Below are 12,066 nucleotides of genomic sequence, written 5' to 3'. Positions count from 1 at the left end.
AAGTAAAACAAATTCGAGACAAATTCGTCTAAAATTTTATGCAATTTCCCGCGGCAAACCAACGAAAAGGCCGCCTCGAAGGGCGGCCCTGGCGGCGTTCCGGCTGATCCGACGGTCAGCGCAGGTTGTCGTGGATCGAATTTTCTGTCTGGAGAACCGCGAATTCCACCGCGAAGCCGTCCTCGAAGTGGCGCACCACGCTGGCGCGGAGCGAGCCGATCGTCACCGGGGAAGCAATCGGAGGCTTGAACTCGGATACCAGCGCGGCACCCGACAGCGACAGATCCAGGATGCGGCACTGCATCTCCCGGCCGTCGGGGAGGGCCACCCTGGCCACCGGAGTCTCCGGCGTGACCCGTTCGTGGCGCCGGTCCTCCGGGAGCTTCAGCTCATGCCGGTTCGCCAGCCAGGTCAGCTTGGCGGCGAGCTTGTCCTTCTTGCGGAGCGTGGCATTGACGCTGATCGCGAAGCCGCCGTCGAACCGCCGGGCCACACGCCCTTCGATGCGGCCGATATGATCGATATAGGCGACCACCCGCTCGCCGATGCGGGCCGAGACCGGCGTGACGATCGCGGCGCTGCCGGGCGACATATCGATGGTCTGGCAGGGATATTCCCTACGGTCCTCGAGCATGAAGCGACCGAGGAGCGTCACGGGGACACGCTGGAACCGCCGCCGGTCCTGTCGACGCATCAGTGATCTCTGGCGAAACGCCTGCGCTATCGGCATTTGTTATCGTGACCGCGAACCGGAGCAGTTTCATGTTCGGTCCCCAGAAATAGTAAGTCTGGGTTAACGAGGCGTAACGTGGCCGGCGGCGGATAGAGATTTCGTTTAAGGTTTGCCGCCGTCCAAGACGAAGAGGTGGCCACGGCGGCGGAGACCGGGCCCGTCGACATGCGGAGGGGGCGGCGAGCGCCTGTCGAAAGGCCGCATGAAATGCGGCCGGCTGTCTGGCCAGATCAAACGCATGCTGACGATACGCTGGCGGATAATCGGCTCGCTGCCGAACCAGAAGGGCCGCTCGAAGGCGGCGCAGCTTCCCAGGACACGGTCATAGGCCGGGCCGCCATGGCGCAGGGGCAGGAGCAGGAATTCGCAGTGCGCCGGCCGTTGGCGCGAGGAAAACAGGTTCGCGCTTATCACGGCGCCCGCCCCGTCCTCGGTGACCGCGGTGGCAAGCGTGGCGATTGCCGGGCGATCGTCATCCGACCAGAAATCGAAGAAGCCCTGGCCTTTGATCTCGCGTCCGTAGAGCGCGCACATGCGGGTGCCGGCCAGTCGAATCAGCGACGTCGTGCGGTCCTCCGCTTCGAGGATGAAGGTATCGGCGAGGATCGAGCGGATGTCGCCCGGCTCGATATCACTGCGTCTGGGTGCCGGATCGCCGCCACGAATCCGGTCCCAGTAGTCGTAGAGCTCACGCGACGTCTTGTGTTTCAAAACAATGCCACCCCTGATCACGAACGCCTGTGCGAAATGCGTCCTGTATCGGGACAGGTCTTGCGCCCGTCTCCGATGAGAAGGGACCAGGCTGCAGGGCATGTGCCAGTCCCGACCTGGGGCACCGGCGCCTTCGCAGGAACCCGGACAGCGCCGGCGTAAGGTTAACAAACGTGGGATGTTGCGCCTTTCGGCCGGACATCGCAGTGTGCGCGCACGGGTTTCGGGGCCGGCGCAAGGCTCCCGAAATGACAGGCTTCCACGGCGGGGTGTCCATAACGGGACGTGGTCGACCGCTCGCCGCTTCCGCGGCGGGCGGTCATCTTTTTAGTCCATGGACCGCAGGTTTCAGTCGATCCTGAGGGATTCGATCACCCTGCCGCAATGCGACGCGGTCCACACATCGGCGGCGCCGAGCCGTCCGACCCATTTTGCCTCGGTGAGGTCGGCGCATTTGCGCCCGAGCGCCGTCAGATAGGTGTCGAAGAGAACAGCGAGATTGTCGAATCCGGTCTGCTGGGCAATCGACATGAAGTCGACCGTCTTCAGCGCAGTCAGGCCGTTGGCCACCACGTCCTCGAGATAGGCCTTCTGGGTTTCGACATCCTCTCGGGTCGCAAGACGCCCGAAGTGGCCGGAGACAAGCTTGTCGAAGTCATAGGAAAGGATCTCGTCATGGGCCTTGATGTAGCCCATCACGTTTTCCGAAACGGCCAGGTCCATGAACGGAACCCAGCCCGGGAAGACGATGTCGATCTTCTCCAGAACCTTCTGCCTGGGGGCGTAGACATAGATGTTTCCGGGCTCGTGGTCGTCGCCTCGATATGCAAGCTCCAACGTCTGGTCACCGACCGTCAGCGTGTAGGTGTCGGAGAAGGTGACGGTTGGCAGCGGCACGGCCGCTCCGCCAACGAAGACGCCATAGGGGGCCGGCCGGTCCGGATCCGCCATGCGCTCCAGCCGGGCCTTGGTCGCCTCGTGAGCGATGACGATCGCATCGGCGGGATAGAGGCCGGCGGCGGCGATATGGTCGGCGTGCGAATGGGTGTAGATCACATACTTGATCGGTTCATCGGTCACCTCGGCCACCGCCTTCAGAAGGTTTTGCCCGATCGAAGGCGGGGCATCGACCATGATGACTCCCTCGCCGGTCGTCAGGAACATCGTGGTGTAGACCCCTTCGGTCACCCAGTAGAGGCCGTCGGCGATCTCCTCGACGAAATAGCCCTTGTCCTGGGGAATGGCGACGCCCTTGGCCACGTCGGGAAGCGGGGCCGCGGCGGAGGCGGCGGTCGCCGCGCCGGCGAGTGCGACGAGACCCGTGATGAGTTGCTTGAACATGGAACCCTCCTCCGGTTTCCGTTGCTCATGACGCATGGGTTTTCCTGGTCGTCCTGATCTCCAATGCGCGCTTACGCGGCGTGGAGGTCTTCGACATCGCTGAGGAAGGAGATCTCCGGCACGCCTTCGACGCCGGCTTCCTTCATCGCTTCGCGCAGCACCTTCGAGGCGCCGTAGCGCTTGGCATCCTCCAGCGCACCCGCGTGCATGACCACGACGACCATATTCGGATCGATCGCGTCGCGATGAACACTGTGGCCGGTAATGCCGTGTTGCTGGCGGACATCCTCCAACCGGTCGAAAACCTTCTTCCAGGTATCGAAATTGGCAACGCGCTGTCTCACGAGCATGGTAGCCATGACAAAATCCTCCTCAGCCGTCGGTTCGTGGAAAAAGTCACGGCCGAAGAGTAGGCTCGCCTGTGCGGCCATGAGAATTCGCGAATAACGCACAGGTCCGGTGCCGAAATGCACAAGTTCGACTGGAACGACTTGCGTTATTTCCTGGCGGTGAGCCGCGCCGGGTCGCTGGCCGGCGCTGCACGGAATCTCGGCGTGAGACATACGACGGTCGGGCGGCGCATCGAGGCCCTGGAGGCGGCACTTTCCGCCAGCCTGTTCACGCGCACGCCGGAAGGCTTTGCCCTGACAGAGGCCGGGTCGGCGATAACCCCCCTCGCCGAGGAGGCCGAGCGCGCGGCCGATGCCGTGGAACGGCGCGTGGCAGGGGAAGACGAGCGGATCGACGGCCTCGTTCGGGTCACCACGTCGGAGGCCTTCACGGGGTTCCTGGTCCGCCGCCTGACGGAACTCCGGGCGCGGCATCCCGATCTCACCGTCGACGTACTCAGCACCAATGCTTCGCTGGACCTTTCCCGCGGCGAGGCGGATATCGCTCTGCGGTTGGTACCGACCGAAGCTGCCGAGCTCGTCTCACGGCGGCTTTGCGATGCCGGCTGGTCCCTCTACGCGGCGGAAAGCTACGTGGAGCAAATGGAGACGCCTCTGGACCCCGCCGACCTGTCGGGCCACAGCGTCGTCGGGTTCGATGAGACGATGGCGGGTACGCCGGGAGCCCAATGGCTCGACACCCACTGCGAAGGCGCACACGTCGTGATGCGCTGCAACAGCCTCATCGCGGCGCTTAATGCCACGATCGTCGGCATGGGCGTTTGTGCGGTGCCTTGCTTCCTCGCCGATGCCGAGCCGACGCTTACACGGCTCACCGAGATCGTCGTCGGTGCGCGGGGGATTTGGGTGGTCTTTCATCCGGACATGGCGAGGATCCGGCGCGTGCGGACCGTGATCGACTTCATCATCGAGATCGTCGATCGGGACATGCGCTCCTTCCGGGGCGACAGGCCATTGCAGGAGGTCGCTTCCGGTGCCGATGCCTGAGCCGGGCGCCAGCTTGCGGTCTGGTACGGGCCACGCCGGGCATTCATCGTCGGCCCTGGCGAACGGCCGGTTGTGAAATCGCTTCGTGATACCGCCTTCGTGGCTCGTCGATGCTGCTTCCGGGCGGATGCCAACCTGCGCCATCGCGCTCGAGCACCCGAAAGGAGCCTCCATCGCGCGGAATATCCGTGGCGCCCTTTCCTCGGCCCCGTCTGGCGCTATGCTCGGTCGCCAATGACGAATCCCGAGTCCGGCGATACGCCGCAAAGCCAGCCGATCTTCAACCTGCCCGGCGTCGTGCTCCTGCTGCTCGGCGCCTTCGCCGCCGTGCACGCGGTGCGCATGTGGGTCCTGGGTGAGGATGCGAATGTCGAGATTCTCCTGCTTTTTTCCTTCATTCCCGTCCGGATAACCGACCCCGGCTATTTCGGCGCGCCGATTCCGGGCGGAACGGCGGCGCAGATATGGAGCTTCGTCACCTACGCCTTTCTCCACGCCGACTGGAGCCATCTGATCTTCAACGGGCTTTGGCTCGCGGCGTTTGGCAGCCCGGTCGCCATTCGCTTCGGGGCGTCGCGCTTCCTGGTCTATTCGCTGGCCGGCGCGGTCGGCGGCGCTTTCCTGCACCTGGCGGTCCACCCGTCATCGGCGGTCCCGATGGTCGGCGCATCGGCGGCGATCTCGGCCCATATGGCCGGGGCGGCGCGTTTCGTCTTCTCGGCCGGAGGGCCGATCGCCGGCTTTCGCGGCGGTGGTCCGGCGGCCTACCACCACCCGGCGCCGCCGCTGGCGGCGGCCATCCGCAACCGCAGCGTCCTCAGCTTCCTCGGGGTGTGGTTCGGCCTGAACCTGCTTTTCGGCCTCTTCGGCGGTGCAACAGGCCTCGCGTCGGGCGCGATCGCCTGGGAAGCGCATATTGGCGGCTTTCTGGTCGGTCTGCTGCTGTTTCCGCTCCTCGACCCGGTGTCCAACCGCCGGGATTGATCCAATCCACAGCCGCAAATTTGTGCTGCGCTGCAACTTGCCAGCCGCCGCATCAGGCTCCATCGTTGTCGCTACCGAGGGCGGGGAGCTTCGCGGCGACCGGCGGACATGAGGAGAAATGCCGGTCATCGCACAGAACCGAGGAGGGCGACCTGATGAATGTTGGATCGATTTTGGCCCAGAAGGGGCGTGACGTGGCGACGATCGCGGCCGAGGTGTCGATCGCGGACGCGGTGGCTGAACTCGCGGCGCGCAAGATCGGTGCGCTGGTCATCGTGGATTCGCAGCTCAAGGTCAAAGGCATCATCTCGGAACGCGATGTGGTTCGCACGATCGGGCAGAAGGGGCCGTCGATACTCGGTGATCCGGTCTCCAGCGTCATGACCCGGCAGGTCATCAGCTGCTCGGAGGACGAGACGATCAACGAGGTGATGACCCGGATGACGGACGGACGGTTCCGGCATCTTCCGGTGGTCACCGACGACCGGTTGGCCGGCATCATCTCGATCGGCGACGTGGTGAAGGCGCGGATCGAGCAGGTCGAGCACGAGGCCGAGGAGATGCGCGCCTACATCGCCACCGCCTGAGCGTGACCGGCGGGGTCAGTCCCTCGGCGGGACGCGCCGCATCGATGCGTCGAAGGACAGCGCAAGATCGGGCGCCGGCGGCGCCCCGGTGGGCACGGATCGGTAGAAGCAGGAGCGATAGCCCTGGTGGCAGGCGACGCCGTCGCCGGCGATCCGCACCTTGACCAGGATTGCGTCCTGGTCGCAGTCGACGCGGATATCTTCGACGACCAGAACGTTGCCGCTCTCCTCGCCCTTCTTCCACAGCTTGCGACGCGACCGGCTCCAGAACCACGCCTCACCGGTTTCGATCGTCCGGGACAGGGCCTCGTCGTTCATGTAGGCGACCATCAGCACGCCGCCGTCATCCGCGTCGACGGCGATCGCGATGATCAGGCCGTCGGCGTCGAATTTCGGCGACAGCGCGGTGCCGGTCTCGACCGTCTCGAGGTCGCCGCGCGGCGCAAAGCGAGGGGAGGGTGCGACCATCATTCGACCTGCCGGAAGTTGGTGCCGCGGAAGGCGCTGACCCGGACGGAACCCGACGTCAGTCGGACCGACCGCTCCTGACCAGCGAGATGAAGCGCTGCTGCTCGGCCGGATCGTCGCGGAAGACGCCGGTGAACTGTGTCGTCACGGTGGACGCGCCGTGCTTGTGCGCGCCGCGCAGCGTCATGCATTGATGCTCGGCCTCGATCATCACGGCGATACCGCGCGGCTTGAGCGTCGCGTCGATGGTCGCCACGATCTGGCCGGTGAGCCTTTCCTGCGTCTGCAGGCGGCGCGCATAGGCGTCGACGACGCGCGCCAGCTTGGACAGGCCGACGACGCTTTCGCCGGGATAATAGGCGACATGCGCCTTCCCGACGAACGGCACCATGTGGTGCTCGCAATGGGAGTAGAAGGGGATGTCCCGGACCACGACGATGTCGTCGTAGCTGCCCAGATCCTCGAAGGTGCGCCGGAGAAGCCCGGTGGGGTCGTCCCGGTAGCCGCTGTAGAAATCCTCGAAGACCGCCGTGACGCGCTTCGGCGTGTCGCGGAGCCCCTCGCGATCCGGATTGTCGCCGGCCCAGGCGATCAGGGTGCGGACGGCGGCCTCCGCCTCGGCGCGATCGGGGCGCCGCGCGGGCTCGGCCGATTCCGCGTCCTGCGGTGCCGGTTTCTTCAAGGGGACATCCATCGAAAGGCTCCGGGTATCGGGGCGATCATGCCCCTAAGCGGGGTTATATAGCGACGGTTTTCGAGATTGCGAAGAGCCGCCGCCCAACTGTCGCGCCAGAGACCGCCGGCGACCTTATGGCGGACGGGAGCCAACGCGCTTATATGTCATCCATGCTCGACGATATCTACAACAAGCAGATCCTCGAATTTGCCGGCAACATTCCCCGGATCGGGCGGCTCGACGCCCCCGACGCATCGGCCACCGCGCATTCGCGGCTCTGCGGCTCGACGGTGAAGGTCGATCTCAAGATGGACGGGGACCAGGTGTCCGATTTCGCCCATGAGGTCAAGGCCTGTGCCCTCGGCCAGGCGTCGTCGTCGATCATGGCGCGGCATGTCGTCGGGGCGAGCGCCGACGAACTGCGCGCGGTGCGCGAGACGATGTTGCGCATGCTCAAGGAAGACGGCCCGCCGCCGGAGGGCCGGTTCGCCGACCTCCGCTTCCTCGAGCCGGTCCGCGACTACAAGGCCCGACACGCCTCGACGATGCTGACCTTCGACGCGGTGGTCGACGCGCTCGACCAGATCGAGGCGGCGAGGGCGCCGGCCGTGGCAGGATCGGCGGCGGATTGAGACATATCGCCGTCACCGGCGCCGGGCTGGCGTTGGCCTTCGGGCTGATCGCCCCGGCGGGCACCATCGCCGACGATGGCTTGCGCGAGCCGAACGTGGATGCGCCGGAGCGGTCGGAGATCCGCTACTGGGATTCGGTCATCGACCGACTGACGCAATCCGCGACCGACGGACCGCTGACCGAAGCGCAGCGCAAGAGCTATCTCCGGATCGACACCGACCAACTCGACGCCGCGACACCAAGGGCCAGGACCCTGCGACCGCCCAGGGCCCGGCTCTCGACGGAACGAAACGGAATCGGCAGGCCCCCTCGGTAGGCGGCTAGCGCAGTTCCGCCGGGGCCTTGTCCATGATTTTCGGCCAGAAGCCATTCGCCTTGGCGATATTGCCGGGGATGTCCTCGCTCCATACCCAGGTCGCCCGCTCGTTCGCCTGCACATAGAGCCGGTCATCGACGATCTTCCAGGCATTCGGATCGATATCGACCTTGTAGCCGAGCGACATCGCCATGGCGCAGAAGCCGCCATAGGCGGGGATATAGGACGCCGGCGCGGCGAGGAAGGCATCGCGGTTCGCCGCCGAGGCAAAGCGATAGGTCACCCCGTCATGGGCGGCGGTGATCGCCTCGTCGCCGGGCATGGGCGCGCCGTCGGTGAAATAGGCGACGGGGTCGTAGCCTTTCAAGGCGATGCCCGTTGCGTCGACATTGATGGGCAACGTCGATTCCGGGTCGAAGGCGTGGGCACTGGCGGCGATGCCGACGGTGACCACGGCCACCGCGATACGGGTGGCGAGTGCGGCAAGCATCGTACGAACCTCCCTGGCTGACGAGACCGGCTGACCGGGCTGGCCGGAAGATTAGCCTTTCCGGCGGCGAGCGCGGATCATCTCTCGGTCATCTTCCCGTGAAGCGGAATTGAGACACCGGCCGGCGGTCGCTCGGGCCGGGCGGGCGGCGCGGTTGAAAGCGCCGGCGGGATATTCCAGATTTCAAGGGTGTCGGCGCGGCCCGCGTGGGCGAGTGCGCCCACCGGACGCCGCCGACAGCCTGTTCCGCAAACCCTTTGAAAAGAGCGATCCATCCCGTGGCCGAGGTCGTGACCTTCCTGACGCGACTGCCCCGGCTTGCCGGGATCGGCCTGATTCACCTCTACCGGCTGTTCCTCTCGCCTTTGATCGGCCGCGAGTGCCGCTACCTGCCGACCTGTTCCGAATACACGGAAGGGGCGATCAGGAAATACGGGCTGTGGCGCGGGGCCTGGATCGGGCTGTCGCGCATCCAGCGCTGCGGACCGTTCGGCGCCTCCGGCTTCGACCCGGTGCCGGAGGCACTGCCCGAGCGGGCGCGCTGGTACCTGCCGTGGCGCTACGGCCACTGGACCGGCGAGCATATCGATCCGAAGACGCGGCTCGATCTTTAGCTCACGCGTGATCGATTTGTGATTTGCCGGGCAGAATCCGTCCCCTGGCCACCTCCGGTCAGGCGCTGCCGATCAATATCCCGGTGAGGAAAACGAGGAATCCGCCGACCACGATCTGGTAGGCGGCGCGGAGGAAGGGCGTATCCATGTAGCGGGCCCGCACCCAGGCGATCGCCCAGAGCTCGATCGCCACCACGGCGATGGCGACGATCGTCGCGATCCAGAAATGCGGGATGAGGTAGGGGAGCGTATGGCCGACGCCGCCGATCGTGGTCATCAGGCCGGTGACCCAGCCACGTACCCATGGATGGCCCCGCCCCGTCAGGGTGCCGTCGTCGGAGAGGGCTTCGGCGAAGCCCATGGAGATGCCGGCGCCGACCGACGCCGCCATGCCGACGAGGAACGTCGCCCAGGTGTCGTGGGTGGCGAAGGCCGCGGCGAAGACCGGAGCGAGCGTCGATACCGAGCCGTCCATCAGGCCGACCAGCCCGGGCTGGACGATCTGGAGGACGAAGGCGCGGCGCGCCGTCTCGCGCTCCTCGTCGCGGTCGGATTCGCTGACGCCTTCCTCGAGCCTGTGGGCGAGGGCCTCGTGCGAATCCTCGATGTCGGCGAGGTCGCCGAGGAGCTTCCGCACCTCGGGATCGGCGCTGCGCGTCGCGGCCCGGCGGTAGAAGTTGGCGGCTTCCGCTTCCATCGATTCGGCGCGCTCGCGCATCGCGTCGATGTTGAAGCTGTCGGTCATCCAGACCGGCTTGCGACGAATGAACCCGCGCACGTCCTCGCGCCGGATGAGGGGGATGTGATCGCCGAACCGCGCCTGGAAGAGCTCCAGCAGGCGCCGGCGGTGCTCGTTCTCCTCCTCGGCCATCTTGACGAATATGTCGGCGGTGGCCGGATAGGACTCGCGCAGCTTGTCGGCGAACTCGCGGTAGATGCGGCCATCCTCCTCCTCGTTCTGGATGGCGAGCGCCAGCACCTCCCGGTCGGTGAGGTCGGAGAAGGCTTTCTGGGAGGCGAAGGGGAGGAACGGCATGACGCGGCCCTTTTGACTCTGGAATCATTCCAAGAAAGCGCTTTGGGCGCCAAGTCGCAAGTGCGGCGGCGCTGGAAGGCATCCCGCGCGGCACCCCGTTCCGCGGGCCGATCGGCCGGGATATCGGCGCGGCCGGCGCATTCGTGCCCTTGACTGGACCGCGCCGGTGTTCCACGTAGCACCCGTCGCGGCCGTCGCTGCGCCGCACCAACAGCTTACCCGCGCCCGTACGCGGGAGTGAGCAGGAGAGACATGATGGTCAAACTCACTTTCCCCGACAATTCCGTTCGCGAACTCGACGCCGGCGTCACTGGGCGCGCGGTCGCCGAGGGCATTTCGAAGTCGCTTGCCAAGAAGGCGGTGGCGGTGGCGGTCGATGGCGAGATCGCCGACCTTTCCGATCCGATCGCCGCCGATGCCCGGATCGAGATCGTCACCCGCGACGACCCCCGCGCGCTGGCCATGATCCGCCACGACGCGGCGCATGTGATGGCGGAAGCGGTGCAGGAGCTCTTTCCCGGCACCCAGGTCACCATCGGACCGGTGATCGACAACGGCTTCTTCTACGACTTCGCCCGCAACCAGCCCTTCACCACCGAGGACCTGCCGGCGATCGAGGCGAAGATGCGCGAGATCATCCAGCGCAACGCCCCCTTCACCAAGGAAGTCTGGTCGCGCGACAAGGCCAAGCAGGTCTTCGCCGACAAGGGCGAGGCTTACAAGGTCGAGCTGATCGACGCGATCCCCGAGGACCAGGACGTCAAGATCTACTTCCAGGGCGACTGGTTCGACCTCTGCCGCGGGCCGCACATGGCCTCGACCGGGCAGGTCGGCCCCGCCTTCAAGCTGACCAAGGTGGCGGGTGCTTATTGGCGTGGCGATTCCAACAACCCGATGCTGACCCGCATCTACGGGACCGCCTGGCACAACAAGGAAGAGCTCGACGCCTACCTCCATATGCTCGAGGAGGCGGAGAAGCGCGACCATCGGCGACTCGGCCGCGAGATGGACCTGTTCCATTTCCAGGAAGAGGGGCCGGGCACCGTCTTCTGGCACGGCAAGGGCTGGACGATCTTCCAGGAGATGGTCGCCTACATGCGCCGCCGCCTGAAGGGCGCCTATGACGAGGTCAACGCGCCCCAGCTTCTCGACAAGTCGCTGTGGGAGACCTCCGGCCACTGGAACTGGTTCCGCGAGAACATGTTCGCGGCGCGGCCGGCCGGCGACATCGGCGAGGAGGAGGACGCGCGGGTCTACGCCATCAAGCCGATGAACTGTCCGGGCCACATCCAGATCTTCAAGCACGGGCTGAAGAGCTATCGCGACCTGCCGCTCAGGATGGCCGAGTTCGGCGTGGTGCACCGCTACGAGCCGTCCGGCGCGCTGCACGGGCTGATGCGGGTGCGCGGCTTCACCCAGGACGATGCCCATGTCTTCTGCACCGAGGAGCAGATGGCGGCGGAATGCCTGCGGATCAACGACCTCATCCTGTCGACCTACGCGGATTTCGGCTTCGAGAAGATCACCGTCAAGCTCTCGACCCGTCCGGAGCATCGTGTCGGGTCGGACGAGGCCTGGGATCGTGCCGAGGCGATCATGGAGACGGTGCTCGCCCAGATCGCCGAGCAGTCCGGCGGACGGATCGAGACCGGCATCAACCCCGGCGAGGGCGCCTTCTATGGGCCGAAGTTCGAATACGTGCTGCGTGACGCCATCGGCCGGGACTGGCAGTGCGGCACCACCCAGGTCGACTTCAATCTGCCGGAGCGCTTCGGCGCCTTCTATGTCGATAGGGACGGCGAGAAGAAGACCCCGGTGATGATCCACCGGGCGATCTGCGGCTCGATGGAGCGCTTCCTCGGCATCCTGCTCGAGAACTACGCCGGCCACCTGCCGCTGTGGCTCTCGCCGGTGCAGGTGATGGTGGCGACGATCACCTCGGACGCCGACGATTATGCCCGCTCGGTCCTCGCCCGGCTCGATGCGGCCGGTCTCAGGGCCGAGGCCGATCTCCGCAACGAGAAGATCAACTACAAGGTCCGCGAGCACTCGCTGGCCAAGGTTCCGGTCATTCTCGTCT

At 65.8% G+C, this 12,066-nt stretch carries 15 protein-coding genes; 7 read left to right on the top strand and 8 right to left on the bottom strand.

What is annotated here, in order from left to right; genetic code table 11:
- Positions 1-115 precede the first annotated feature (115 nt).
- The 4 genes from KDJ86_RS11115 to KDJ86_RS11100 all read right to left on the bottom strand — a co-directional run bounded on the left by KDJ86_RS11115 (position 116) and on the right by KDJ86_RS11100 (position 3,144).
- Entirely contained in the window at positions 116-694 is a 579-nt protein-coding gene (locus tag KDJ86_RS11115; protein ID WP_291745560.1) for a PilZ domain-containing protein, read from the bottom strand.
- 141 nt (positions 695-835) lie between these two features.
- Positions 836-1,444, bottom strand: a complete 609-nt coding sequence (locus KDJ86_RS11110) for a PAS domain-containing protein (RefSeq protein WP_291745558.1) — start codon at positions 1,442-1,444, stop codon at positions 836-838.
- Positions 1,445-1,792: 348 nt separating this feature from the next.
- Positions 1,793-2,785, bottom strand: a complete 993-nt coding sequence (locus tag KDJ86_RS11105; RefSeq protein ID WP_291745555.1) for an MBL fold metallo-hydrolase — start codon at positions 2,783-2,785, stop codon at positions 1,793-1,795.
- 71 nt (positions 2,786-2,856) lie between these two features.
- On the bottom strand, positions 2,857-3,144 hold the full coding sequence (locus tag KDJ86_RS11100) for a hypothetical protein (protein ID WP_291745554.1): 288 nt from the start codon (positions 3,142-3,144) through the stop codon (positions 2,857-2,859).
- A gap of 108 nt (positions 3,145-3,252) precedes the next feature.
- On the opposite strand from KDJ86_RS11100, the gene KDJ86_RS11095 reads away from it, so the two are divergent.
- The 3 genes from KDJ86_RS11095 to KDJ86_RS11085 all read left to right on the top strand — a co-directional run bounded on the left by KDJ86_RS11095 (position 3,253) and on the right by KDJ86_RS11085 (position 5,753).
- Positions 3,253-4,182 (top strand): LysR family transcriptional regulator, encoded by a 930-nt coding sequence (locus KDJ86_RS11095; protein WP_291745552.1) that lies wholly within the window; start codon positions 3,253-3,255, stop codon positions 4,180-4,182.
- A 234-nt stretch (positions 4,183-4,416) separates the two neighbouring features.
- Positions 4,417-5,166 (top strand): rhomboid family intramembrane serine protease, encoded by a 750-nt coding sequence (locus tag KDJ86_RS11090; protein ID WP_291745550.1) that lies wholly within the window; start codon positions 4,417-4,419, stop codon positions 5,164-5,166.
- A 155-nt stretch (positions 5,167-5,321) separates the two neighbouring features.
- On the top strand, positions 5,322-5,753 hold the full coding sequence (locus KDJ86_RS11085) for a CBS domain-containing protein (RefSeq protein WP_291745547.1): 432 nt from the start codon (positions 5,322-5,324) through the stop codon (positions 5,751-5,753).
- 15 nt (positions 5,754-5,768) lie between these two features.
- On the opposite strand, the gene hisI is transcribed toward KDJ86_RS11085, so the two are convergent.
- Both hisI and folE read right to left on the bottom strand, forming a co-directional pair.
- Positions 5,769-6,221 carry a phosphoribosyl-AMP cyclohydrolase gene (gene hisI, locus KDJ86_RS11080; RefSeq protein ID WP_521085281.1) on the bottom strand — a complete coding sequence of 151 codons (453 nt, stop codon included), beginning with the start codon at positions 6,219-6,221 and terminating at the stop codon, positions 5,769-5,771.
- Between the two features lie 58 nt (positions 6,222-6,279).
- Entirely contained in the window at positions 6,280-6,915 is a 636-nt protein-coding gene (gene folE, locus KDJ86_RS11075; RefSeq protein ID WP_291745542.1) for a GTP cyclohydrolase I FolE, read from the bottom strand.
- A gap of 152 nt (positions 6,916-7,067) precedes the next feature.
- Here folE and KDJ86_RS11070 point away from each other — a divergent pair, with 152 nt between their 5' ends.
- Entirely contained in the window at positions 7,068-7,529 is a 462-nt protein-coding gene (locus tag KDJ86_RS11070; RefSeq protein ID WP_291745598.1) for an iron-sulfur cluster assembly scaffold protein, read from the top strand.
- A complete protein-coding gene (locus KDJ86_RS11065; protein WP_291745540.1) occupies positions 7,526-7,846 on the top strand; it encodes a hypothetical protein in 321 nt (106 codons plus the stop codon). The genes KDJ86_RS11070 and KDJ86_RS11065 overlap by 4 nt, the downstream gene beginning before the upstream one ends.
- A 4-nt stretch (positions 7,847-7,850) precedes the next feature.
- Here the strand turns inward: KDJ86_RS11065 and KDJ86_RS11060 are convergent, their stop codons facing one another.
- Positions 7,851-8,336, bottom strand: a complete 486-nt coding sequence (locus KDJ86_RS11060; RefSeq protein ID WP_291745537.1) for a YHS domain-containing (seleno)protein — start codon at positions 8,334-8,336, stop codon at positions 7,851-7,853.
- A 278-nt stretch (positions 8,337-8,614) separates the two neighbouring features.
- On the opposite strand from KDJ86_RS11060, the gene yidD reads away from it, so the two are divergent.
- The gene (gene yidD, locus KDJ86_RS11055) at positions 8,615-8,950 is read left to right on the top strand and encodes a membrane protein insertion efficiency factor YidD (RefSeq protein ID WP_291745534.1); all 336 of its coding nucleotides are present in this window, start codon (positions 8,615-8,617) and stop codon (positions 8,948-8,950) included.
- Positions 8,951-9,008: 58 nt separating this feature from the next.
- On the opposite strand, the gene mbfA is transcribed toward yidD, so the two are convergent.
- Positions 9,009-9,986, bottom strand: a complete 978-nt coding sequence (gene mbfA, locus KDJ86_RS11050; protein ID WP_291745533.1) for an iron exporter MbfA — start codon at positions 9,984-9,986, stop codon at positions 9,009-9,011.
- A gap of 255 nt (positions 9,987-10,241) precedes the next feature.
- Here mbfA and thrS point away from each other — a divergent pair.
- Positions 10,242-12,066 (top strand): threonine--tRNA ligase (gene thrS, locus KDJ86_RS11045; RefSeq protein ID WP_521085280.1); only part of this gene is annotated, 1,825 nt, incomplete at its 3' end.

This window comes from Bauldia sp., assembly GCF_020442045.1.
Lineage (GTDB): Bacteria > Pseudomonadota > Alphaproteobacteria > Rhizobiales > Kaistiaceae > Bauldia.
This window is presented reverse-complemented; position numbering and strand designations above follow the sequence as displayed.

Coding starts and splice junctions, on each gene's coding strand:
- KDJ86_RS11085 (WP_291745547.1), top strand. CDS start 5,322: ATGAATGTTGGATCGATTTTGGCCCAGAAGGGGCGTGACGTGGCGACG.
- mbfA (WP_291745533.1), bottom strand. CDS start 9,986: ATGCCGTTCCTCCCCTTCGCCTCCCAGAAAGCCTTCTCCGACCTCACC.
- KDJ86_RS11100 (WP_291745554.1), bottom strand. CDS start 3,144: ATGGCTACCATGCTCGTGAGACAGCGCGTTGCCAATTTCGATACCTGG.
- hisI (WP_521085281.1), bottom strand. CDS start 6,221: ATGGTCGCACCCTCCCCTCGCTTTGCGCCGCGCGGCGACCTCGAGACG.
- folE (WP_291745542.1), bottom strand. CDS start 6,915: ATGGATGTCCCCTTGAAGAAACCGGCACCGCAGGACGCGGAATCGGCC.
- KDJ86_RS11115 (WP_291745560.1), bottom strand. CDS start 694: ATGCGTCGACAGGACCGGCGGCGGTTCCAGCGTGTCCCCGTGACGCTC.
- KDJ86_RS11090 (WP_291745550.1), top strand. CDS start 4,417: ATGACGAATCCCGAGTCCGGCGATACGCCGCAAAGCCAGCCGATCTTC.
- KDJ86_RS11070 (WP_291745598.1), top strand. CDS start 7,068: ATGCTCGACGATATCTACAACAAGCAGATCCTCGAATTTGCCGGCAAC.
- KDJ86_RS11095 (WP_291745552.1), top strand. CDS start 3,253: ATGCACAAGTTCGACTGGAACGACTTGCGTTATTTCCTGGCGGTGAGC.
- KDJ86_RS11105 (WP_291745555.1), bottom strand. CDS start 2,785: ATGTTCAAGCAACTCATCACGGGTCTCGTCGCACTCGCCGGCGCGGCG.
- KDJ86_RS11060 (WP_291745537.1), bottom strand. CDS start 8,336: ATGCTTGCCGCACTCGCCACCCGTATCGCGGTGGCCGTGGTCACCGTC.